Origin of the sequence: Flavobacterium franklandianum, assembly GCF_007097365.1 — a bacterium.
Taxonomy (GTDB): domain Bacteria; phylum Bacteroidota; class Bacteroidia; order Flavobacteriales; family Flavobacteriaceae; genus Flavobacterium; species Flavobacterium franklandianum.
The window spans coordinates 60,268-84,883 of record NZ_VJZR01000009.1 but is presented as its reverse complement, the minus strand read 5'-3'; the positions used below and the strand labels follow the sequence as shown (position 1 = coordinate 84,883).

Below are 24,616 nucleotides of genomic sequence, written 5' to 3'. Positions count from 1 at the left end.
AAAATGAAAACAGATATCAAAAACAGGTCAGACATTGAAAAATTGGTAACTACTTTTTACGGAAAAGTACAAGAGGATTTGGTAATCAGTTATTTTTTTAACGATGTAGCCAAAGTAAATTGGAACCATCATTTACCTAAAATGTGTGATTTTTTTGAAAATATTTTATTTTCGTCTGGAAATTACGACGGAAATCCAATGCAGGTACACGAAGAATTGCATAAAAAAAGTGAAGTGAGACTAGAACATTTTCAACATTGGAATACCTTGTTTGATACTACTGTCGATGAATTATTTGTAGGTGCAAAAGCAGAAGAAATCAAACAAAGAGCGACCAATATCGCAGCGGCAATGATGCATACGGCACACAGATAATACCAACCACTTTTTTAAAATAGTCTAAATCGATTTGGTGTAATACCGATATATTTTGAAAACAATCCAATTTTTATTGAACAATATTGACCCGAGCCTCAGCGAACAGGCGAAGCAATTTATAATCGGTATAATTGCATATCCATTCCATAAAAAAAGCGTGAGTTACTGCAACTCACGCTTTTTTTGTTTAACCTATGAAAGCGAATTAATAATCTTATTTTGGAAGCAACACATCGCCAATCACATGAATAATCCCGTTAGATGTTGGTATTGATGCTACAATTTCGGAACCATTTACATACGTTTTGTCGCCTTTTTTAGTGATTTTCACTTTTCCGCCAAAAACCATATCATACTCTTGACCGTCATTCATATATTGTGTTTTCAATGTTCCCACATAAGTGTGGTAGCCCAAAATATTTTCTAAATCCCCTTTTTTCTCAGGTTTCAACAATCCTTCAACAGTTCCAGCAGGAAGTTTGTCGAAAGCGGCATTTGTTGGGGCAAAAACGGTAAATGGTCCTGCATTGCTCAAGGCATCTACTAAGGAAGCTGCTTTCACGGCAGCCACAAGAGTAGTGTGATCTTTACTTCCTGAGGCAACTTGAACGATGTTTGGTGCCGAAGTTTCGTCTTGAACTGCAGATTGTCCTGCTCCAGGAATTTCTGTGTTCTCGGTTTCAGTTGTAGCTTCGCTATTTTGTTTGCATCCGAAAAAGGCAACAAAACAAGCAATTAACAAAAAGTGAATTGGTTTTTTCATAATTAAAATACTTTAGTTTTATAAAGCAAAGCACTTAATTTTTGAACCTTTATTTTATGAGTACAATCATAAAGGAGGATTATTTTTAACTTTTTTTATGGAAAAATACGAAGTGATTACAATTCCAATAAATAAAATAACTGCAACTGCAAAAAGTATTTCATTTACAAACGGAATCACAGTGTAGCTTAATGATGCAAAACCTTGAACAGCCAATACAATTTCGTTTAACAAGACGCCAATCGAAAATAATACTATTCCATATTTTATTTTCCTGTTGATGAAAATCAAGTGATTCGCATAAATATAAAAAAGTATAAACAAGGTGATTATTGCCAATAAAACCAAGTGCAAATAAGCAATGACAATAGGTCTAAATTCAAAAGCCAACTGACTAATAACTGGAATTGTAGAACCCAATTGAAGCAAAAGTTTTATACTCAAGGCAAAACCAACAAACAACAAGATAAAGCGCAATAATGGAGCATGATTTTCTAAAGAATTCCTTTTTGTTTTTAATAAAATTACCAAAAGTTTAAACCAAGCAAAAACTTGGATTATCGCAGCAAGAACCGTAAGTACATAAAGCCAAAGAGGTAAGTCCAACCAAAGAGTTGATAAAAAATACCCAGGAATACAAGCTGCTGCAAACAATTTGAACGATTTTTCATAAAAGGAATGTTCGGATTTCCGTAGGTTTATAAAGCCAAATGCCAATCCCATGCAAGCAAAGAAAAACCAACCGTTATATTGAAAATGCAGATAATAATATATCGACGAAAGATACCAATCCTGAACCACATTTTTGCTCGCCATCATATAGGCTAAATAAAAAGTGCCGAAAGAAGAAATTACATTGAAAAACAGCGCAGCCTTAAACCAGCTTTTCGCCAACAAATCATCATTCAATAATTTTAAATCCTTGATAAATCGATAGGCAAAAATATAAGAAACTAATATGGAAGCTGTAGAAAGTGTTATAGAAACCAAACCGTAGCCTTCGATAATAAAGGAAACAAGCATTCCGTAAGAGCAAATCAAGTTGGTAATAATGATTTTTTTGTATTTATTTCCTTGAAATTCGGCAATTTTACTCTGAAGATAATATATCATTAACACCATTAAAGTATGACTTATCCAGCCAGAAAAAGCAAAATGAGAGTGGGAGTGCTGCAAATGTTTTTGGTCTAAGTATGGGAATTCAAAACCTATTTTATACCGCATCAAAACGCCAAGTAATGCAACTAAACATAGGTTTAGCAACGAGATTTTTAACCAGAATTTCGTGTTCAATACCATTAATAATATATTTTGTGATGGATGATTTCTACTTTATTAGCCTCGTGCATTTTTGCAAAAACCCGAATAACCGTTTCCACTCTCAATCCCGTATAATTGGCAATTTCTTGACGAGTGTACGGAATAAGTATTTTTTCATTGGTACATCCTGATTTTTTCTTGAACGAATTTAAAAAAGCGATGATTCTAAACTCAGGTTTTTGGTTGATGATTTCTTTTGAAGTCTTAGATTTGGAATGAATTTTTTGAGCTAGTAAAACCAAAAAATATTTTTGAATGGACGGATATTCATCGAGGATTTTTAAAAATTTATCCTTTGATAATTTTAAAATGGTACTGTCCAGAATCGTTATTGCCTTTGAAGGATAGGTTTCATTTATAAATAAAGGTGGCTCTCCAAAACCATCTCCTTCGCAAAAAATACCTTGGGTAAACTCCTTTCCTTCATCATTCGAATTGTATAATCTGACGCTGCCATCTAGAATTTGATAGTAAAAATTAGCTGTTTCATCTTCATCAAAAATAATTTCATTTTTCTTGTATTTTTTGGCTACTGCACCCCAAGAATAAAGTAAATCTAAATCTATCTGCATAACTGATTTCTAATAATTTATGTATTTTTTCGAAAATTACTTGGCAAATACAAATTATAGCCACAAATTTAAGTTGCATAAAGTTAATTAAAATATGACCAAAATCATAAAAATAATTTTAAATGGAGTGCTATATTTGCATCGTGAAAAAGATACTATTCCTTTTAGCGTTATTTATGTTACTAAAACCGATACTTCCGGTTTTAGAATACGTCGTTAATTATGAATATATTTCTAAAGTGCTTTGTATCAATAAAGCCAAGCCAAAAATGCAATGCAACGGTAAATGTCATTTAATGAAAGAAATGGCCAAAGCTTCTGAAAAGGAGGCTCCAATTTCTTCAGATAAAAAAATGGCTCCCCAACAAATAGAAGTGTTGTTTTTTCAAGAAATAAAATCATTCAAAATCGCATCGATTTACTTTTACAATAAGCAAAATATAAACAGCAACTATTCGAACTTATACTACTATTTGAATAGTGCTTCGGTATTTCATCCGCCCACCTTCATTTCTTAATTTTCCGGTTTTTACAATTACTTTTTTCGATATAAATTATATATCGGAACACTATTTATTATCCAAATTTTAAAAAAATATAAAATGAAACGCCTATGACAGTTATCATTGACACACAGCGAAATGATTATAGGCGTTTCATCTTCCAATAAAAAACAATAAATATAAACAGATGAAATTTTTAAGAATATTACTATTGGTTATAGTGACCATTTTTGCTTCATGTACGTCAAATAATGATGTGCCTGCATTGAATGAATTAAACGGATTGACAAAGGTCAAAGAGATTACAAATACGACTCACACCATAGAATTATACAAACACATGGGCAGTTTAGAGCAAGGATTCAACGAGATTTCTCTGAAAATAAAAGACAATACAACCAATCAATATATAAATAATGCTACCATTTCTTGGATGCCAGTAATGCATATGGCAATGATGACTCATTCTTGTCCTAAATCGCCAGTGACAAAACTTTCTGTGGATGGATCAGTTTATGAAGGGTATATTGTTTTTCAAATGGCTCAAAATACTACGGAATATTGGGATTTAAAAATAGATTATACTATTGGTGGGAAAGCTTACACAATGACTTCAGTTATTGATGTTCCCGCATCGGCAAAACAAAGAGTGACTACATTTACAGGTTCAGATAGCGTAAGGTATATCGTAGCTTATGCTGATCCACATCATCCAAAAGTAGGGATAAATGAGATGGTTGTAGGGGTTTGGAAAATGCAAGATATGATGAATTTTCCTGTTGTAGATAATTATAAATTAAAAATTGACCCAAGAATGCCAAGTATGGGAAATCATAGTTCGCCCAATAATGTAGATTTAACTCAAATTGTTGCTGGGGATTTATACAACGGCAAACTATCGCTGACTATGACTGGTTATTGGAAAATTAATCTCCAATTACTCAACGCAACCGGAACAGTTTTGAAAGGCGAAGCCATCACTGATGCTGTTTCAGCAAGTAGTATTTACTTCGAAATAGAGTTTTAATTCATAATCATCTTTGCCAGAGTTTTGAGCTTTGGCAAAGGTATTTCACAATTTTAAAAATGAAAAACTTTATACTTTTTACAGGATTGTGTTTCTCCATTTTCCAAATTAGTTTTGCTCAAGAAAAACCAATAGATACTATAACTCCAAAAGATTTGAAGGAAGTAATTGTAATTGGAAAAAAATCACAATTGTTTCAAAATCAAGCCAAACCATTGGCTACTATTGATGAATATTTGCAACAATCCACCAAAGTCGATATGATACGTCGGGGCAGTTATGCTTGGGAACCCATGATTAATACTATGACCACCGAAAGGACGTTGATTACCATCGATGGAATGCGAATTTTTAGTGCTTGCACAGATAAAATGGATCCGATAACTTCCTATGTTGAGGTTTCTAATTTATCCGAAGCCACTATAAAATCAGGGCAACAGGGTAGTTGTCACGGAGCAACTATTGGTGGCTCTATTGATTTACAAAGAAATAGAAGTGGTTTCTCAAATTTGGGTTGGGACACTTCTGTAAATGCTGGTTTTGAAACCAACAGCAAGCAAAAAATTATTGGTTCAGCCATAAATTATGTCGAAAGATCGTTTTATATTGACACCGATTTTATGTTTCGAGAAGCCGATAATTATACCGATGGAAAGGGTCAGGAGGTTTTGTTTTCGCAGTTTCGAAAATTCAATATTTCATCAACTTCTGGGTTTGCTTTTGATACAAATAAAGTGCTCGAAGGTTCTGTTATTTACGATAAAGCTACCAATGTTGGTTATCCTGCTTTGCCAATGGATGTCTCTTTGGCCGAAGCCTTAATCACATCGTTGAAATTTGAATACGTTCCTGAATCGTCCAAAATCGAAAACTGGGAAACCAAAATCTACTACAATACCATCACTCATAAAATGGATGATACCAAGCGACCTTCAGTTCCAATTCATATGGATATGCCAGGTTGGAGCGATACTTTTGGATTTTATTCCAAAGTAAAAGGAGTTTTAAGTAGCCATCATTTTATTGCCGATTTGAATTCATTTTACAATCGTTCCGTAGCTGAAATGACGATGTATCCAGCCGATTCTAACGAAAAATTGATGTTTATGTACACTTGGCCGGATGTAAAAACGTTTTATACCGCCTTGTTTTTTGAAGATAATATCGCTCTGAATTGTCATTCGAGTTTGAAATTTTCTACCAGTTTAGCCAATCATTATAATCAGGTTGCCAGTCCATTAGGTTTAGAGAGTTTGCGGATTTTTTATCCTAATATGAAAGACAGCAAAAATAGGGTTTTGCCAAGTATTTCTTCGAATTATTCTTATGATGAAAATGGATTTTCGTATGGTTTTGGATTGGCTTTCGGAGAACGAGCTCCCTCGGTTTCTGAGGGCTACGGATTTTATTTATTCAATAGTTTTGACCAATTCGATTATATTGGAAACCCGGAATTAAGAAATGAAAATTCCCTTGAAGGAAGTGTCACAATTGGCTATAAAACTCATAAATGGAGTGCAAAAATGTCGTCTTCCTATTTTTATATTTCCAATTATATTGTTGGAAAACCAGAAGAAATATTGGTTCCAATGACCATTGGAGCAAGTGGAGTAAAAATCTATACAGCCCTTGATTATGCGACCATTTTCAACGCCGATTTGAATTTGGAATGCCAGTTTTCAGAGGTTTTGAAATGGAAAGGACAATTGGTTTACAGCTACGGTAAAGACTTCGAAGACCAGAATTTGCCTTTCATAAGTCCGTTGCGTTATTTCTCTTCTTTGAATTATAAAAAAGGAAAATTTACATCAGAAATTGCGGTTCAAGGAAATGCAACTCAAACGCAATACAGCCCTTTTTATGGTGAAGACAGAACACTGGGTTTTGCTGTTTTGAATTTTGATTCGGGCTATTCTTTTGCTTTCGAAAAAGTGAAATGCAATGTGAAGATTGGAATCGAAAATATTTTCGACACTTATTATTCCACTTTTTCAGACTGGAATAACATTCCTAGAAAAGGGAGAAATTTATTTTTGAATCTAGCATTTAACTATTAATCTTTACAAAACCACCACAATTATCCTCACGTTCGATAGATTGATGAACGATTAAAGTTCCAATAGTTATCAAATTTTGCAGTTCACACAAATCAGCATTAATTTGATAATTATTTATTTTTTCTTCGATTTCATTTTTCCAAAGCTTGAGTTTTTCTTTGGCTTTAAGCAAATCGGCGTCATTGCGTACAATTCCGCCATTTTGACGCATCAAAAGTTGTAAATCGGCTTTTCTTTTGGCAACATAATCTGGATTTATCGCTGGTTTTGAAACCAATTTCCAATCAGTAACCTTGCCTTCGAATTGGCCTTTGTCGAAAGAAGTATTGGCCAAATAGTTAAAGATTTTATCCGAATAAACCAAGGCTTCTAATAGGGAGTTTGAAGCCAAACGATTGGCTCCATGCAAACCAGTTCTGGAACATTCGCCGCAAGCAAATAAATTTTCAACAGAAGTTTTCCCGGTTTTATCAACCACAATTCCGCCGCAAAGATAATGTTGAGCAGGAACCACAGGAATCCAATCTTTAGACAAATTTATTCCAATGCTTTTGCAACGCTCATAAATCATTGGAAAATGCTTAATAAAACCCTCCATTTCTAAATGGGAACAATCGAGATAAACACAGTCATCACCAGATTTTTTGAGTTCTAAGTCGATGCTTTGTGAAACAATATCACGTGAGGCCAAATCGCCTCGCGAATCATAATCGAGCATAAATCGATGCCCGTTTTTCGTTCGTAAATAGGCACCAAAACCACGAACAGCTTCCGAAATCAAGAAAGATGTTCCTGTAGAAGCATCGTATAAAGCGGTGGGGTGAAATTGAATAAATTCCATTTCTTTGATGTCTGCATTGGCTCTGAAAGCCATTGCAATTCCGTCGCCGGTGGCAATCACTGGATTTGTGGTATGACCATAAAGATGACCAATTCCGCCAGTAGCGAGCAAGGTAAAATCAGATTGAAATGTTAGAATTTCATTCGTTTTTTCGTCTAAAACATAAGCTCCTAAACAACGATTGTTTTCTGTAATTAAATCAATAGCGAGATGGTAATCTAAAACTAGTATATTTTCTTTTAGGTGAACTTGAGATAAAATCGCACGTTGAATTTCCTGACCAGTTTGGTCTTTATGATGAACAACCCTGTTTTTTGAATGGCCGCCTTCTTTGCCTAAATCTAAAGTTCCTTTACTGTTCTCATCAAATTTTGCGCCCCATTCGATCAATTCTTTTAATCGTTTCGGGCCTTCAGTGATTACCATTTCTACCACAGATTCATCGCACAATCCGTCGCCACAAATTAAGGTATCTTCGATGTGTTTTTCATAAGAATCTTCTATGATATCTGTAACAATGGCAATGCCTCCTTGAGCATATTTGGTATTAGACTCGTCCGCATTTGCCTTGGTAACTATGCAAACTTTTTTTTCTGGAAATTGGTTGGCAATTTTTAATGCAAAAGTCAATCCAGCAACGCCAGAACCTATAATTAAGTAATTTGTTTGGATCATTATTTAGATAATTCAAGCATTCGTTCAATAGGAATTAATGCTTTTTTCATAATATCATCGGGAACCGAAATTTCGGGAGTTTCATTTAATAAACAATCATACACTTTTTGTAAAGTGTTCATTTTCATATAGCCACATTCGCTGCACGCACAAGTGTTGTCTTCGTTTGAAGGTGCTGGAATTAATATTTTATCAGGAACTTCCTGTTTCATTTTGTGAAGAATACCAGCTTCGGTAGCGACGATAAATTTGTTGCTAGGATTAGTTTTCACATAATTTATCATCCCTGCAGTTGATCCAATATAGTTGGCAGTTTTTAGAATATGCGTTTCAGATTCGGGATGCGCAATAATTTGAGCATCTGGATTTTTTTTGTACAAAGCAATAAGTTTATCCAATGAAAAAGCTTCGTGAACCACACAAGAACCGTCCCAAAGTAGCATTTCTCTACCCGTTTGTTCCATTACATATTTTCCTAAATTTTTATCTGGAGCAAAGATAATTGGTTTGTCTTTTGGAATAGATTCCACAATTTTCACAGCATTTGCAGAAGTGACCACAATGTCAGTTAAGGCTTTAACCTCGGCAGAGCAATTCACATAAGTGATGACGACATGGTCGGGATGCGCCTCTGTAAATTTCTGGAATAAATCCGCTGGGCAGGATTCAGCAAGGGAACAACCTGCTTTCAAATCGGGAAGAAGTACTTTTTTGGTGGGGTTTAATATTTTTGCAGTTTCGGCCATAAAATGTACGCCTGCAAATACAATAATATCGGCATTTACTTTCATTGCTTCTTGCGATAATCCAAGGCTATCACCCACATAATCTGCTACATCTTGAATATCGGCCTCTTGATAATAGTGCGCTAAAATAACCGCATTTTTTTCTTTTTTTAGATCTAATATTCGTTCTTTAAGACTTTTCATTCCCAAATCAATTTTAATTTCTTTTATAGAATTTATTTTCACAAATATACACTTATTTAAAAAACAAAAAACTCAAATAGCATTGTGTTTTAAGTGATTTAAACAGTAATAATCATAATCAATACAAAAGTATTACAAAGCTCTTGGAACATATGATAATTATCAGGTTATGTCTAAATTTCTTTCCCGAAATTTGCTGATTATAGTAAACAAAATATTTTAGCAAATGAAGACAAATAAACAGTTACATACTTTTCATATTCCGGTGATGGGATTGGCTTTCACGATTGACAGCCCAATTCGAGTAGCCAAGTACGGAATATCATCAGTTATTGCACTTGCCGATGATGAGCTTATTGAAAAAATGAGAGCTTTTTACAGTGAAAAATTCGATATTCCTTATCAAGAAATAACCAAGAAAATTCATGATTATCGTGCAGAACGAATTACTTCTTATTTAAATTTAGTCGATAAAATTGTAAAAGAAAAATTCGAAAATTTCAAAACAGAATTGTCAGAAAGCAAACATGCATTAGAAAATTATATTGCAATGTTGCCTAACAAATCCGAAATCAAACAAGGATTAGAGCGCTTTTTGGAAGATGGAATTGCGTTGAAAGAAAACGTTAAAAAATATCTAGAAGAAAATCTTTATTCAGGTGAAATCGATGTGAATATTATGACTAAGCTTGATAAGGAAAATTTCGTTAAAAACGAACAATTGCCTGTAGAGTTTAATGATGCGCACGCTGCTCTTCGTGGATTTGCTAATAGCAATTTGTCTTCTTCGATTGTCTTATCGGCAGGGATGAACCCAAGATTATTTGCTTATTTCGAAAGTTTCCCTTGTTTCTTTCCAGATGCAAACAATCTTTTGGAAAAGAAAATTATTCTGAAAGTAAGTGATTATCGTTCGGCAATGATTCAAGGAAATTTCTTGGCCAAAAAAGGACTTTGGGTTTCTGAATACCGCATTGAGTCAGGTTTGAATTGTGGTGGACATGCTTTTGCTACCGATGGTTTTTTGTTGGGTCCGATTATGGAAGAATTCAAACATAAAAAAGAGCAATTGGTACACTCGGCTCATGATATTATGGTGAAAGCCTTGGCACAAAAGGGAATGAATATTCCTAAAACGCCTTTAGATTTAAAAATCACCGTTCAAGGCGGAGTAGGAACTGCAGAAGAACATGATTTTATGTTGGATTATTACAATGTAGATGCTGTGGGTTGGGGAACACCTTTTTTATTGGTTCCTAGCGCCACTTCTGTAGATGCTGAAACAAGGGAATTATTGCGAAATGCCAAAGAAAAAGATTTGTATTTGAGTCATATTTCGCCTTTGGGAGTTCCGTTTAACACTGTTAGAGGAACTTCAAACGAAATGTTCAAACAACAACGGATTGACGATGATAAAGCAGGTAGTTCTTGTCCTAAAAAGTTTTTGGCTTTGAGCAAAGAATTTGGTTCTGAAGGAATTTGTACTGCCTCGAAGAAATATCAAGACGTAAAATTGGGAAAACTTGATGAGATAAAAGAATCTTTATCAGCAGAAGCTTTCAATAAAATGAAATTCGATATTACCGAAAAAGCTTGTCTTTGTGTAGGTCTTGCCAATGCTTCATATCTTGAAAATGATATTAAAATCACAGGACAATCTCAAGGTGTAATCATTTGTCCGGGACCTAATATGGCTTATTTTGATAAGGAAGTTTCGCTTTCGGAGATGGTGCGACATATTTATGGCAATTTTAATGTGATGACGGATATCAATCGTCCAAATTTATTCATCAAAGAGTTGAAAATGTATATTGATTATTTGAAAAATGACATCAAAAACATTTCGACTGAGATTAATGCTTCGCAATTGAAAAAAACAAAAGCTTTTAAAAGCAATTTGCTAGAAGGCATTGCCTTTTATCAAAACTTTTTTGCAAACACAAATTATTTCGAAAATAGCATCAAAGAAATTCAAAACCAATTAGAATTTTATACCAAAGAATTGGTTGGAGTAGAAGTGCCGGAATTAGTTGTAGCATAAACACTTTTTTATAGAAAATGAGCTCGCTTAAATTTTAGGCGAGCTTTTTTTGTTTCTTGTGAGTGTTAGTAAAATAGTTGTTTCACAGACGTTTGAGACTATACAGTTGTTGGTAGTTTTGGCTTAAATATTTCGATATGATAACTCCTCTTTCCTCGCTGGTAGATTACAAAAACTACTTTAATGTAAGTTAGTTGTATTTTTTATTTTACAAATATCGTCACATTATTCCTATTGGCATTTTAGAAAAGCCAAAGCCATTGAATTAAATGAAAAAGGACTAAATGAATTGTTTGATTTAAGTGATTCTCAATTGAAAAAAAAGTCAATTTTTAAAATTTAAACCCAATGGGTTCAATTTATTATATCTTTGTTAAAATACTTGTTTATTAGCATCAAAAGTTCATTTTTTACAATGGGTTTTGAAATAAAATCATTGCATCCTGCATCTATTGCCTCTTTTCTGTCACTATCAAAGGCATAGGCTGTTTGTGCAATTATAATCACGTTTTTATTGAATTGGCGTATTTGCTTGGTGGCTTCGTGACCATTCATGTTAGGCATGTTAATATCCATAATCACTAGATCGATGTCAAGATTATTTTTACAAGCTTCAAGGGCTTCAACTCCATCTATTGCTTCTATAATTTCTTTGCTAAACACTTTAATTGCTTTTGTAAGCAGCATTCTGGATATTTTGTCGTCTTCGGCAATTAATATTTTCAGGTTTTTAGCATAATTATTTGCCTCATCAAGATCCGGGATAAGATTTTCAACAAGATTTTTCTCTTCCGATTCAGTATGGTATGGAATGGTAAAATAAAAGGTTGATCCTTTTCCTTCTTCACTTTCTACCCAGATTTTGCCCCCTAATATTTCTACATATGCTTTTGAAATGGATAGTCCCAATCCTGCTCCTTGATACGCCATTTTATCAGTAATATCGGCTTGGATAAATCGTTCAAAAATCGCTTCCTGCCTGTGCTTTGGAATCCCAATGCCTGTGTCTTTTACAAAAAATTCCAATTCTGTAGGTTTGCTGTCCGTATTTATACAATATCCATATTCTATAAACCCTTCATCAGTATATTTAATGGCATTTTTAACAAGGTTAGTTAGAATTGCATAGATTTTCTCACGATCCGTTTTAATCACGGCTTCTTTCGAAGCCAAAGATTTTTTAAAGAAAAGTTGCATTCCTTTTTGTTCAACTTCAGGTTTAAAGAAGGTATAAATATATTCGATTTGCTCATTTATATTTGATTCTTTCAAATTAACTTCAGTCAGTCCCGCTTCTATTTTGGAAATATCAACAATATCGTTAATGATATTGAGCATTCGAAAACCGCTTTTCTCTATTATTTTAATATACTCCTTCTGCTGCTTGCCAGTAAGATTAGGCTCTTTCAATAAGTCGGCAAAGCCTAAGATGCCATTCATTGGAGTCCTTATTTCATGCGACATATTGGCAAGAAATGCAGATTTTAGGCGGTCACTTTCCTCTGCTTTTTCTTTGGCAATGACCAACTCTGCTGCTCGTTTTTCCTTTTCATTATTTTGAAAGGCAAGTTCCTTGTTCGCAATTACCAGTTCAGCTGCACGTTTTTCTTTCTCGTCGTTTTGAAAAGAAAGTTCATTGTTTATTTTAATATATTCCTGGTTTTGAGCCTCAATTTGTTCATTTTTTTTGTTGAGATTTATTATTGACAGCTTTCGGTCAGTGATATCGCGAATGAATGCAATAAATTGTTTCTTGGATTGCAAAAAACCCATACTGACTTCGATATCAAAAAAAAGACCGTCTTTAGATTTGTGTTTGCTTTCAAACTGATTTGTACCGAATTCCATGACCTTTTGTATGTGTTCGGCAACTTCTTCTGGATTATCAATTGCTTGAATATCGGTAACCGAAAGATTTAATAATTCTTCTTTGGTGTATCCAGACATGCCGCAATAGGCGTCATTTACATCCAATAGTTTTCCTTTCTCATCCGTAAGCATAAAACCAAACAAAGTGGCAGATATCATCGTGCTGTATTGCTCTAAATATTCTTTCATTACCTTTTCATTGCGCTTCCGCTCTCTTTGTTGTGCTACCTCTTCCAAAGCACGACGGACAGCAAGGGCAAGCCTGCCCATATCTTTAAACACATAATCGGTAGCTCCCTGTTTAAGCAATTCAACTACATTTTCTTCACCAATGGTACCGGAAACAATAATAAAAGGAATGTCGGGAGATTTTTTTTGTTTGATGTGGAAAGCGGCTAATCCGTCAAAAGAAGGAAGAGAATAATCGGACAGTATTATATCCGGTTTAAAGCTGTCAAAGGCGCTCTCATAAGATTCACGGGTTTGGACAATTTCCGAAGTAAACCTAAATCCTGATTTTTTCAACTCGCGTTGAATCAAATCAGCGTCATATTGATTATCTTCAAGGATAAGTATTTTTAGATTGTCATTCATTACTTTATTGTATTTTGATAGCAATTATTAAATCGTACTTGTTTTCTTTTAATGCCTTTATAAAAGCATTCTTATTTCAAGCTCTTAAATAGCTAAAGTTAATGTTTTCTTTTCAGAAATCTGAAAGCAAATCGACATCTGTTTTAGATTCTCTACCTGTAGTGTTTTTGGTATATTGTCCATTATCGTGGAGGTTGATTTGATATTATCCAGTACAATCCCAGTTCGGAAACCGATTTAACGAATTCTTCAAACTGTACAGGCTTCACCACATAACTGTTCACTCCCAAACGATAACATTCCTGAATATCGGGGTCTTCTTTGGATGAAGTGAGTATTACGACAGGGATTTTTTTTGTGCGCTCATCTGCTTTTATTTTTTTAAGCACCTCAATGCCGTTTACTTTTGGCATTTTTAAATCGAGTAATATTACTTTGGGGATATTTTCAACTTTCCGACCGGAATAATTTCCCTCCGCAAATATGAAATCAATTGCCTCTGCACCATCTTTCAGATGCACTAATTTGTTTGCCAGATTATTTTTTTTCAATGCGCGGATGGTTAATTCCGCATCGTTCTTGTTGTCTTCTATCAAAAGAATTTCTATTTCGTGATTCATAGTTTTTTAGTTTTTTATAATTGAGAAATAAAACACTGCTCCTTCGTTCACTGTTCCTTCGGCCCAACTTTTGCCTTCGTGCCTGGAAATTATTCGTTGCACTATCGCCAGTCCCACTCCCGTTCCTTCAAACTCATCCTGCGAATGCAGGCGCTGAAACACGCCAAATAATTTATCCGCATATCGCATATCGAAACCTGCCCCATTATCCTTTACCGAAAAAATAATTTCACCATTCTTTTCTTCCGACGATATTTCCACAACAGGATTTTTTTTCTTTGAAGAGTACTTAACTGCGTTTGAGATTAGGTTAATCATTACCTGACGAAGCAAACCGTAATCAGCTTTCACTTCATGCAGTTTGCCAATTTTTATTTTTGCATTATGTGTTGTTGATTTATTTAATTCAACCATCACTTCTTCTATCATTTTATTCATGTCAATTTCCGTCATCTGAATCTCTTTCCTCCCAAGCCGTGAGAACGAAAGTAGGACATCAATCAGGATTCCCATTCTAGTAGCGTTATCGCGGATGATATCTATAATGCGTTTCCCTTCATCATCCAGTTTAGACCCATAATCTTCATTGAGTATTTCGGCATAGCCGTTTATCGCGCGAAGAGGTGCCCGTAAATCGTGAGACACAGAATAACTGAATGCCTCCAACTCTTTATTTGAGTTTTGTAACTCCTCATTCAACTCATATAAAGCAACTTCCTGTTGGTGTTTTTCAATAAAAAATTTAACTTTATTTATTAATATTTCAGGCTGAAAAGGTTTTGTTATAAAGCTGAATGCACCATTTTCATATCCTTTAAAAATAAACAGATTATCCTTATAAACCGCGGAAATAAATATAAAAGGCAGGTGCGCAGTTTTTTCTTCTTCACGCAGTATACCGGCCAGTTCATAACCATCCATTTCTGGCATTTGAATATCTATTAATGCCAAAACAAAATCATGGCGCAAGGTAGCTTTAAGCGCATCATTTCCACTTGTTGCTTCTACAAGTTCAATGTCCAGATCTTCAAGAACTTTTCTTAAAGCTTTTAAATTTTCGGGCTTATCGTCTACTATTAATATTTTGGGTTTACTCATGTCTGATCGGTTTAAAATTAAAACACTTAACTCATAACACTTATTTACCTAACCATACACGCATCAATGATAGTAATCGTTCTACATCAACAGGTTTTGCGATATAATCGTTGGCTCCTGCTTCAATACATTTTTGTTTATCATCATTCATAGCTTTTGCTGTGAGTGCAATTACAGGTAAATTCTTATGCTTTATTTGTAGTCGTATTCGTTTAATCGCTTCATAACCATCCATTTCCGGCATCATAATATCCATCAATACCATATCAATGTCAGCATGTTTATCCAACATCTCCAAAGCATTTTTTCCGTTTTCTGCTTTTATGATTTCCATTCCACGTTCTTTTAATATTTTTGATAATGCGAATACATTTCTCATATCATCATCTACCAATAATATTTTTTTTGAATGAAAAACAGCTTCTTTATCATACAAGTTGTTGATGATCATTTGTTTTGATTCCGGCAAATTACTGATGGTTCTGTGAAGGAAAAGTGCAGTTTCATCTAACAATCGTTCTTCAGATTTTACTCCTTTAATGATAATGCTCTCTGCGTATTTCTGTAGTTCATTGTTTTCTTCTTTTGTAAGTTCCTTACCAGTATAAATAATAATAGGCGGAATGTCTTGGTCTTTTAACCCCTCAAGTTTATAGATAAGATCAAATCCGGTCATGTCGGGTAACCCAATATCCAGTATAATGCAATCGATTTTATTTTCCTGATATAAAGCAAGTGCATCTTTACCTGTTCCGGCCTCAAGACATTTCACATCCCCATTTCCAATAAGTTTCCGCATGGCTTTCCTGGCATTTTCATTATCTTCAATAATGAGCAGGTTTTTCATTTTTCTGCTAATGAAATTTTCAATTCTGTTAAATGCTTCTTCTAGATCATTTTTATTTACCGGTTTCATCAAATACTCAATTGCTCCTTCTTTTATAGGTTCCAGCGAACGTTCATTTGCCGAAATAATATGCACAGGTATATGCCTTATGGATGGATTTGTTTTTAATTCAAGTAACACTTTATGTCCATTGATACCGGGTAGTTCCATATCAAGAATAATGGCTTGGGGTTTGTATTTTGTTGCTAACAATAAACTATCTTCTCCGGTTGCTGCCGCCAAACATTTGAATCCTTTTTTGTTGGCTTGCTTTAAAAGTACCGAAGCAAATTTCAGATCGTCTTCAACGATGAGTACTACTTTATCATCCTTTGTTATGGTATCTCTGTCATCTTGAATGGAAGGATAATTCAAATATTTTGTGTCATTCTCATCCTGATGGATATTGGAATGAGGTTTATACAGAACCTCCTCTTCTAATGTGTTTGTTCTTAGAGATTCTTGTTCAGGATGTATTTCCAGAGGAATAATGATTGAAAAAGTAGATCCTTCGTTTAATTTGCTGCTTAATTTTATTTCAGCTCCTAACAAATTTGCAAGTTCACGTGAAATGGAAAGGCCTAAGCCCGTACCGCCATACTTTCTGGAAGTACCCCCATCTGCTTGTTGAAAGGCTTCAAATATGTCAATTTGCTTGTCTTCCTGTATTCCAATACCTGTATCGGTTACGGAGATGATTACTTTACTTTGGGTATATCGGTCAATACTTAGGTTCACACTTCCGTTTTCGGTGAATTTTATGGCATTGGATAAGAGATTTTTCAATATCTGATTCAAACGTTGCAAATCGGTGCGGATGGATTCGGGTAATGCTGCATTCAGTTTTGAAGTCAGCTTCAATCCTTTTTGTTCAGCCTGATGTTTAAAATTACGAAGGAGTTCATCTGTAAAATTTCTAAGTGATACTCTTTCTACATTTACCGACATTTTTCCTGCTTCTATCTTGGAGAGGTCAAGAACTTCATTAATTAAAATAAGCAGATCATGGCCGCTCTTATAAATAATTTCGGCACTTTCTACTTGGTCCTCATCCAGATTTTTATTTCTATTTTCAGATAAATCTTTTGACAGGATTAGCAAGCTATTAAGTGGTGTCCTTAATTCATGCGACATGTTTGCAAGAAATTCGGATTTATATTTGCTGCTTATTTCCAGTTGTTTTGTTTTCTGTTCAATGTCGTATTTTGAAGCTTCAACTTCTTTGTTTTTTTCTTCTAATGACTTGGTCTGTTCTTCCAATGACTGGGTCTGTTCCTCCAGTTCTTCATTAGACATTTGTAATTCTTCTTGCTGTTGTTTCAGATTTTGCGCCTGTTCTTCTAACTCTTCATTCATTTGTTCCAACTCTTCATTCATTTGTTTCAACTCTTCCTGCTGCGTTTGAAGTTCTTCTGCCTGCAGGGCCAGATTATATGCTTGTTTTGTGACGAGAGTTACATCTGTTGAGAATTTTAATATTTTATACGTGTTTCCCTGTTCATCAAATATCGGGTTATAATTGCCTTTAATCCAGACTGTTTCACCGCTTTTAGAAATCCGTTTAAACTCGCCCATCTGATACATTCCTTTTTTTAAATTATTCCAGAATTCGGTATATTCTATTGAAGTTTCATATCCTTTCTCAACAAAAATACTATGGTGTTTGCCGATGATCTCACTTTCCTTATAGCCCATAATATCTAGGAAGTTATCGTTGACTTTTAAAATAATACCGTTTAAATCAAATTCTATTATAAGGTTCGACTTATATATGGCAGTAGTAATAGCGTCTATTTCAACCTGCTGTTTTTTTGCAAGGGTTACATTCGTTGCAATTTTTAAAATCTTTATTGGTTTACCGGATTCATCTAGGATCGGGTTATAGCTACCTAGAAACCACACAGATTCTCCGTTTTTATGAATCCTTTTAAATTCTTCTTGCTGAAATTCGCCTTTTCTCAAATTATCCCAGAATTGACGATACTCTTTTGACGCTGCATGGCTCTTCTCAACAAAAAGGCTATGGTGTTTCCCCACAATTTCATTTTCAGTGTAACCCAGCAGATTCAGAAAAATTTCATTGACACTTAAAATTATTCCGTTTAAATCGAATTCTATTGTGGCACTCGATCTATTTATAGCACTAATCTGATTATTTAATTCCTTTTCTTTACTTTTTAACTGGGAAACCAGGTTTTCAAGATTTTTTTTTGCAACCACTGCATTAATACTAATCGCAATAGGTTCAGAAATCTCTTTTAATAAATTATATTGCATAGGAGAAAAATCGCCAAACTTTCCCAATTCAATTACGGCCATGGTTTGATTGTTAAAAACAGCAGGTAAAATGGCAATAATGTCGGGTTTTTCTTTGCCTAATGAAGATTCTATTTTGAAATAATTTTCAGGTAATTGATGGAGTATATTCAATGACTTTCCTACTGCTGCCTGCCCCACTAATCCTTCACCCATCCGAAAAGAACTTGTAATCTTCCCGTTTATACCGTACGAATGCTGTAAATGAAGGGCATCGTCTTCAAACACATATACAGTGCCTATCTGTGCAGAAGTATATGAAACAAGAAAATCAATAATTTCTTTTGATAATTCTAACAAGGTTTTTACACTGCTTAGTTTTTCATTCAGATTATTTTTACCTGTCTGCAACCATGTTCTTTCGGTATGTTCTTCCGACACCTTTTTCAGGTTAGTTTGCATCTGTTGTAAAGCCACACTTAAATCATCTGTTTTATTTTCCATTTATTATAATATTAATTTGAACATAATTTTATGAGCAATGCTGTTATCTCCTCCAGCGATAAAATATAATCCGGTTGAATAGCAGCTATAGCAGATCTAGGCATATAAGCAGCTTCGGCTGTTTTCGGATCTTGCACAATCGTTAAGCCACCACATTCTTGTATTCTTTTTATTCCATTTGTTCCGTCACTATTAGAACCGGTAAGTATTATTCCAATCAATTTATTTTTATACGCTTCGGCAGCCGATTCAAATAATACATCGATTGATGGTCTTGCATAATTTACCCGCTCATCAATTGTAAGTGAAAAAGTTTTATCCTTTTCGATCAATAAATGATAATTAGGTGGCGCGAAATATACTTTTCCGTCTTCAATTTTTTCTTTTTCATCAGCTTCTTTTATATCTATAGTATAGGTATCATTTAACAATTGTATCCATAGGCTATCTGAATGTGCACTAACATGCTGCACAATAATAATCGGAGTTTTGAAACCCTTTGGCAAATGCGAAAAAATTATTTTCATCGCTTTCAATCCTCCTGATGAAACTCCTATTACAATTGCTTCGTAACTCATCATTCCAAACCTCTAGCTAATTGATATTTCTTTTTAAATATTTTTTGTTTTTTATCTGCCTCGTTGTACTGCTCATAAAAATCTGTAAAGCGTAACCCTTCTTTTGAACCCAAACATAAAATACCGCCATTAATGAGACTATTGTAAAAAAGCTTTTGCACTTTGTTTTGTAAATCTTTTTCAAAATAAATAAGCACGTTTCTGCATAATATCAAGTGTACTTCTGCAAATACACTATCAGTAACTAAATTATGATTTGCCCAAACAATATTTTTTTTCAAAGATTGATTCATAATCACATTGCCATAATTGGATGTATAATAAGCTGATAAAGATTCTTTTCCCCCTGATAATTGATAATTCATAGTGTATTCTTTTATCTTTTTATTCGAAAAGATTCCTTCTTTCGCTTTGTTCAAGGCATGTTGATTAAAATCTGTTGCATATATCGTGGTTCTGTCATACAAACCTTCTTCTTGCATAATGATGGCCATTGAATATGCTTCTTCGCCTGTAGCACACCCAGCATGCCATATTTTTATAAACGGATAGGTTTTTAAAATTGGTATTACGTTTTCTCGTAATGATTTGTAAAAACTGGAATCACGAAACATTTCTGTTACTGTTATTGATAGATCCTGTAAAAGCTCTGAAGCAAATATTTCGTCATTGAGCACCTTAGATTGCATTTGAGAAACATCTTCTAATCCAGACATCACGATCCTGTTCATGATTCTACGTCTGATGTGTGCTTGAGAATACTGCCTGAAATCATAACCGTATTTCTCATAAACAGTCTCCAATAATAATGAAATTTCCGATTCCTGTATGTCTTTATCTTTCATTTTGTAAATAAATACTTATTATTTTCAAATAAGGGAAGCCAATTTTGTTCTTAGAATACTAACACTCACTCACTCACTAAATTTAAAAGGGGAAAATATAAAGTTACCCTAATGAAAACGCTTGTGTTTTTCATTCATAATAATTCAATTAATAAATTGATTTTGAGGATTAGCTTTGAATTAATAGCAAAAAGAGATATTTTTTCTATGCCATCTTCTTATATTTGACCAGACTAATATATAAAATTCCTTATAAACTTTGATATAAGTAAGTCGAAAGTTTTAAAGTCAAAGGGGTAAAAACAAATTTAAACAATAAAATCCAACACTTTATATGATTTTTGTATAATTTCAAAATACGACATTGTATCGCTTTTACTACTTATATAATGTTTGTATTTATTTATGAACAGCAATATGTTTTTAAGAACATGTAGATTTGGCTCTTTTGACTTTACCCTTGAGTTGGCTAAAGGTGCGGTTCGAGCAGTATTTTCAACCCCATGGCAATTTCTCAATTAATCTTAATTGTGGCAATCTACCTCCGGGATATTCTGAATTAGGATATTCCTCACTCTATTTTTCAAGATTTTTATTTAATAATAAACCAACCGCTATCATCAGTTTGAACCTTTGTTAATTTCTTTTTTTTTTCGATGAAATTATCGTCGGTTAAAATTTTTTAGATCATTTTATTTAGGCTTTTTCTTGCTTTATTTCTTTCGTAAACATAAGATTGTAACTGTCACTTCAAAAATGATTCCCCCAAAGAAATGTCTATAGCCAGTTCTTCAAGATTTGTATAGTTGAGCATATCGACTATTTCGCTTCTTATTTCTTTGAATTTTTCGTGAACTGAGCAATGATGAATTTCTGCGCATTTACCCAATCCCAAACCACAGCAAGTGAAAATGGAATCCCCATCAATGGCGATTACAATTTGCGAAAGCTTGATATGATTCATAATCTCTTTTGGGATTTCAAAACCACCGCCTATTCCTTGAACGGAATGAACAAGATTATTTTTGGCTAAAATTTGGAGAATTTTGGCCGTAAAGGACTTGGGAGAATCAATCTTCTCGGAAATATTCTTAACGGTAACCCTTTTGTTATGAAAGGATTGTGTGGCTATGAAAATACAAGCTCTAATCGCGTATTCGCAGGTTTTTGAAAACATTTTATTAAATATTAGAAATTAGTTTTATTCTCTTAAAACAACCTTTATAGTTGGTGTGGAAAGTTTTTCGCAATCAATTTTATTATTGGACCGTTCTAGTTTTGAAAGTGTTTCTACATTGTTTTTGAAATATTGGATGTAGTAATTGCCTGAATAGTTCTTGTTTTGCAAAAACTGAATCATAGTTTCCAAATCGTCATCTAAAAGTAATTCAGAATGGTAGGTGGTTCTGACTTCACAAGGAATTTTGGCTTGTAAAATGAGGTCTAATGTTTTTTCAAAAGGATCATATAAATCCGATTGTGTTATCGCTTCAAATTTCGATTTGGGGGCTTTATAATCTAATGCGATGTAGTCAATAAGGTCTTTGTTTATGAGTTTTTGCATTACTTCGGGCGAACTGCCATTGGTGTCAATTTTGACTAAAAAGCCCATTTTTTTAACTTCGGAAATCAGCGGAATGATATTTTTATGCATCACACATTCGCCTCCACTGAAAACAACAGCGTCTAATAAATTCTTTCTTGAATATAAAAATGAAAGTATTTTCCCGAAAGAAAGACTTCCTTTTCCGAGTACAATCTCAGGGTTGTAACAATACAAACAGCGCATATTACAGCCTGCAAACCAAAGTATGCAAGCTGATTTATGCGGATAATCTAATAAAGTGAAAGGTGTTAAGCTGTAAATAGGGGTGCTAACATTTTCCTTCAGTGAAATGAGTGCGTTGTTTGTGTTCACCTTTTTTGCCAATATTAAAACTTTCTACGGGTCTGTGATAGCCCATTACTCTCGTGTAAACCAAGCATTTGGTTCTCAGATGCTGGTTTTCTTCCAAAATTGGATTTGTTTTAGTTTCTGTTTTCATATTTCTTTTTTTAGTTTAAAATTGTTTAAAGTTTCAGGTTTAAAGTTTCAGGTTTTAGACAGTTGCTCAACTTGAAACTTTAAACCTGAAACTTTGAACTTTTTTCTTTTTCTTCTATTAATTCATCATCGCATTTTGGGCAATATTCGTGTTCTCCATTCAAATAGCCGTGAATAGGACAAACGCTAAACACGGGAGTCACTGTGATATAAGGCAATCTAAAGCTCGACAATACTTTTTTGACAAATTGCTTGCACGCTTCTGGAGAGCTCATTTTTTCGCTCATATATAAGTGTAAAACAGTTCCGCCGGTGTATTTGCACTGTAATTCGTCTTGCAAAAGCAACGCTTCAAAAGGATCTTCGGTATGATCTACAGGAATCTGGGAACTGTTAGTATAATAAATGTTATCATCTTGTCCGGCTTGGATGATATTTGGGAAACGTTTTTTGTCTTCTTTGGCAAAACGATACGTAGTTCCTTCGGCTGGTGTGGCTTCAAGATTGTATAAATTACCTGTTTCTTCCTGAAATTCTTTCATTCGACCCCGAATATGTTCCAAAATTTCGGAAGCAAAATCAATTCCTATTGAAGATGTTACTGTGTCTTTTCTACCTGTAAAATTGACAATCATTTCGTTGATTCCGTTTACACCAATAGTCGAAAAGTGATTCCTAAAATGTTGTAAATAGCGTTTTGTGTAAGGATACAAACCGCGATCGTACATTTCCTGAATGAACACACGTTTTTTCTCCAGAGTCGATTTAGAAATATATAATAATTTGTCTAATTGCTTGTATAATTCAATTTTGTTTCCTCTATATAAATAGCCTAAACGAGCCATATTGATGGTCACAACGCCAATACTTCCGGTCATTTCGGCACTTCCAAATAGTCCGTTTCCGCGTTTCAATAATTCACGCAAATCGAGTTGCAAACGACAACACATACTACGAACCGCATTGGGTTTATAAGCATTTTCGTTTTCTACTTTTTCGCCATTTTCGTCTAATTTATATTGGCTTCCAATGAAATTTTGGAAATAAGAAGAACCTATTTTGGCGGTATTTTCGAAAAGTAAATCGGTATTTTCTCCATTCCAATCAAATTCTTCGGTGATATTCACCGTTGGAATTGGGAAAGTAAAAGGCTGTCCGTTAGCATCGCCTTCGGTCATTACAGTATAATAAGCCTTGTTGATGAGGTTCATTTCTTTTTGAAAATGTTCGTAACGCAAATCGGTAACTTTATTAACTCCTCTTTCTTTAGCTCTTTCCAAAAGCTCTTGATTTGAATTGTTTTCGAAAAAATGAAGATCATTTTTTGTGGGGATTTGTATTTTTAAATCTTCTGGAACTATCCAATCCAAAGTAATGTTAGTGAAAGGAGATTGCCCCCAACGAGCAGGGACATTCAAATTATAGACAAAACTACGAATGGCTTTCAAGACATCATCAAACGATAAGTCGTCTTTAAAAACATAAGGCGCTAAATAGGTGTCAAACGAACTGAATGCTTGAGCGCCAGCCCATTCGCTTTGCAAAATTCCCATAAAATTAGCCATTTGGCCCAAAGCTTCTCTAAAATGAGATGGTGCTTTGCTTTCTACACGACCGCGAATTCCGTTGAAACCTTCATTTAGTAAAACACGTAAACTCCAACCAGCACAATAACCAGTTAAACAATCTAAATCGTGTATGTGTAAGTCGCCATTTCTGTGCGCATAGCCTTCTTCTTTAGTGTAAACCTTGTCCAACCAATAATTAGCAATAATTTTTCCAGCCACATTATTGACCAAGCCAGCGTTGGAATAGGAAGTGTTTGCATTGGCATTGATGCGCCAATCTGTTTGTTCAATGTATTCAGCTATGGTTTGTGAACTATCAACATAAGTGGTGTCGTCATTGATTCCCTCAACATGTTCCCGCTGTAATTTTCTTGTGTGACGGTACAACATAAAGGAACGCATCACTTCAAAATACTGTTTCTCGAAGAGGCTTTTCTCGATTAAATCCTGAATTTCTTCGACTGACCAGGTTTCTTTGTATTGCAATTCTTTAATTACATTTTCAAAAACACTTTCGTCAAATGTTATGGTAGCACTTTTAAAACTTTTTGCAATGGCATCTTCAATTTTGAAACTTTCAAACGGTTTATAATCTCCGTTCCTTTTAATGACGTACTTTTCCATAGTGTTTACTGATTTTGGTTTTGT

The 24,616-nt window shown here is 34.2% G+C and carries 20 protein-coding genes; 5 read left to right on the top strand and 15 right to left on the bottom strand.

Translation table 11 applies throughout. The features are described 5' to 3' along the window. Positions 1–3: 3 nt before the first annotated feature. The gene (locus FNW17_RS11030) at positions 4–375 is read left to right on the top strand and encodes a group III truncated hemoglobin (RefSeq protein ID WP_144071657.1); all 372 of its coding nucleotides are present in this window, start codon (positions 4–6) and stop codon (positions 373–375) included. Between the two features lie 217 nt (positions 376–592). On the opposite strand, the gene FNW17_RS11025 is transcribed toward FNW17_RS11030, so the two are convergent. From FNW17_RS11025 to FNW17_RS11015, 3 genes are all read right to left on the bottom strand, one after another. Next, the gene (locus FNW17_RS11025; protein ID WP_143389544.1) at positions 593–1,141 is read right to left on the bottom strand and encodes a fasciclin domain-containing protein; all 549 of its coding nucleotides are present in this window, start codon (positions 1,139–1,141) and stop codon (positions 593–595) included. A 66-nt stretch (positions 1,142–1,207) separates the two neighbouring features. Then, positions 1,208–2,404, bottom strand: a complete 1,197-nt coding sequence (locus FNW17_RS11020) for a hypothetical protein (protein ID WP_144071656.1) — start codon at positions 2,402–2,404, stop codon at positions 1,208–1,210. Between the two features lie 35 nt (positions 2,405–2,439). Next, positions 2,440–3,033 carry a Crp/Fnr family transcriptional regulator gene (locus FNW17_RS11015; RefSeq protein WP_144071655.1) on the bottom strand — a complete coding sequence of 198 codons (594 nt, stop codon included), beginning with the start codon at positions 3,031–3,033 and terminating at the stop codon, positions 2,440–2,442. A gap of 122 nt (positions 3,034–3,155) precedes the next feature. Between FNW17_RS11015 and FNW17_RS11010 the strand changes: the two genes are divergently transcribed. From FNW17_RS11010 to FNW17_RS11000, 3 genes are all read left to right on the top strand, one after another. Beyond that, entirely contained in the window at positions 3,156–3,551 is a 396-nt protein-coding gene (locus FNW17_RS11010; RefSeq protein WP_235893273.1) for a hypothetical protein, read from the top strand. Positions 3,552–3,723: 172 nt separating this feature from the next. Beyond that, positions 3,724–4,563: a hypothetical protein gene (locus FNW17_RS11005; RefSeq protein ID WP_144071654.1), complete on the top strand. Its 840-nt coding sequence runs from the start codon at positions 3,724–3,726 to the stop codon at positions 4,561–4,563. Positions 4,564–4,622: 59 nt separating this feature from the next. Further along, positions 4,623–6,620 carry a TonB-dependent receptor plug domain-containing protein gene (locus FNW17_RS11000; RefSeq protein ID WP_144071653.1) on the top strand — a complete coding sequence of 666 codons (1,998 nt, stop codon included), beginning with the start codon at positions 4,623–4,625 and terminating at the stop codon, positions 6,618–6,620. Here the strand turns inward: FNW17_RS11000 and nadB are convergent. Both nadB and nadA read right to left on the bottom strand, forming a co-directional pair. After that, a complete protein-coding gene (gene nadB / locus FNW17_RS10995) occupies positions 6,610–8,136 on the bottom strand; it encodes an L-aspartate oxidase (protein ID WP_144071652.1) in 1,527 nt (508 codons plus the stop codon). The two genes, FNW17_RS11000 and nadB, sit on opposite strands and share 11 nt — an antisense overlap. Further along, entirely contained in the window at positions 8,136–9,065 is a 930-nt protein-coding gene (gene nadA, locus FNW17_RS10990) for a quinolinate synthase NadA (protein WP_144071651.1), read from the bottom strand. The genes nadB and nadA overlap by 1 nt, the downstream gene beginning before the upstream one ends. Before the next feature lie 226 nt (positions 9,066–9,291). On the opposite strand from nadA, the gene FNW17_RS10985 reads away from it, so the two are divergent. Continuing rightward, positions 9,292–11,106 carry a hypothetical protein gene (locus tag FNW17_RS10985; RefSeq protein WP_144071650.1) on the top strand — a complete coding sequence of 605 codons (1,815 nt, stop codon included), beginning with the start codon at positions 9,292–9,294 and terminating at the stop codon, positions 11,104–11,106. Between the two features lie 354 nt (positions 11,107–11,460). Here FNW17_RS10985 and FNW17_RS10980 read toward each other — a convergent pair whose 3' ends face one another. The 10 genes from FNW17_RS10980 to FNW17_RS10935 form a co-directional block, all read right to left on the bottom strand. After that, positions 11,461–13,569, bottom strand: a complete 2,109-nt coding sequence (locus tag FNW17_RS10980) for a response regulator (protein ID WP_144071649.1) — start codon at positions 13,567–13,569, stop codon at positions 11,461–11,463. Positions 13,570–13,751: 182 nt separating this feature from the next. Continuing rightward, the gene (locus FNW17_RS10975) at positions 13,752–14,189 is read right to left on the bottom strand and encodes a response regulator (protein ID WP_143389553.1); all 438 of its coding nucleotides are present in this window, start codon (positions 14,187–14,189) and stop codon (positions 13,752–13,754) included. 6 nt (positions 14,190–14,195) lie between these two features. Beyond that, positions 14,196–15,287 (bottom strand): sensor histidine kinase, encoded by a 1,092-nt coding sequence (locus tag FNW17_RS10970; RefSeq protein ID WP_144071648.1) that lies wholly within the window; start codon positions 15,285–15,287, stop codon positions 14,196–14,198. A gap of 40 nt (positions 15,288–15,327) precedes the next feature. Continuing rightward, complete coding sequence (locus tag FNW17_RS10965) at positions 15,328–18,933, bottom strand: response regulator (protein WP_144071647.1); 3,606 nt, start codon at positions 18,931–18,933, stop codon at positions 15,328–15,330. An 11-nt stretch (positions 18,934–18,944) separates the two neighbouring features. Further along, positions 18,945–19,511 carry a chemotaxis protein CheB gene (locus tag FNW17_RS10960; protein WP_143389638.1) on the bottom strand — a complete coding sequence of 189 codons (567 nt, stop codon included), beginning with the start codon at positions 19,509–19,511 and terminating at the stop codon, positions 18,945–18,947. Further along, entirely contained in the window at positions 19,511–20,356 is an 846-nt protein-coding gene (locus tag FNW17_RS10955; protein WP_143389556.1) for a CheR family methyltransferase, read from the bottom strand. Before FNW17_RS10955 ends, FNW17_RS10960 begins: the two co-directional genes overlap by 1 nt. Positions 20,357–21,101: 745 nt before the next feature. Next, a complete protein-coding gene (locus FNW17_RS10950) occupies positions 21,102–21,533 on the bottom strand; it encodes an RrF2 family transcriptional regulator (RefSeq protein WP_126563177.1) in 432 nt (143 codons plus the stop codon). A 24-nt stretch (positions 21,534–21,557) separates the two neighbouring features. Then, the gene (locus FNW17_RS10945) at positions 21,558–22,274 is read right to left on the bottom strand and encodes an anaerobic ribonucleoside-triphosphate reductase activating protein (RefSeq protein ID WP_235893272.1); all 717 of its coding nucleotides are present in this window, start codon (positions 22,272–22,274) and stop codon (positions 21,558–21,560) included. Beyond that, positions 22,231–22,401, bottom strand: coding sequence for an anaerobic ribonucleoside-triphosphate reductase (nrdD, locus tag FNW17_RS10940; protein WP_108723451.1), 171 nt, complete (start codon positions 22,399–22,401; stop codon positions 22,231–22,233). Before nrdD ends, FNW17_RS10945 begins: the two co-directional genes overlap by 44 nt. A 79-nt stretch (positions 22,402–22,480) precedes the next feature. After that, on the bottom strand, positions 22,481–24,592 hold the full coding sequence (locus FNW17_RS10935) for a ribonucleoside triphosphate reductase (RefSeq protein WP_144071646.1): 2,112 nt from the start codon (positions 24,590–24,592) through the stop codon (positions 22,481–22,483). Between the last annotated feature and the right edge of the window lie 24 nt (positions 24,593–24,616).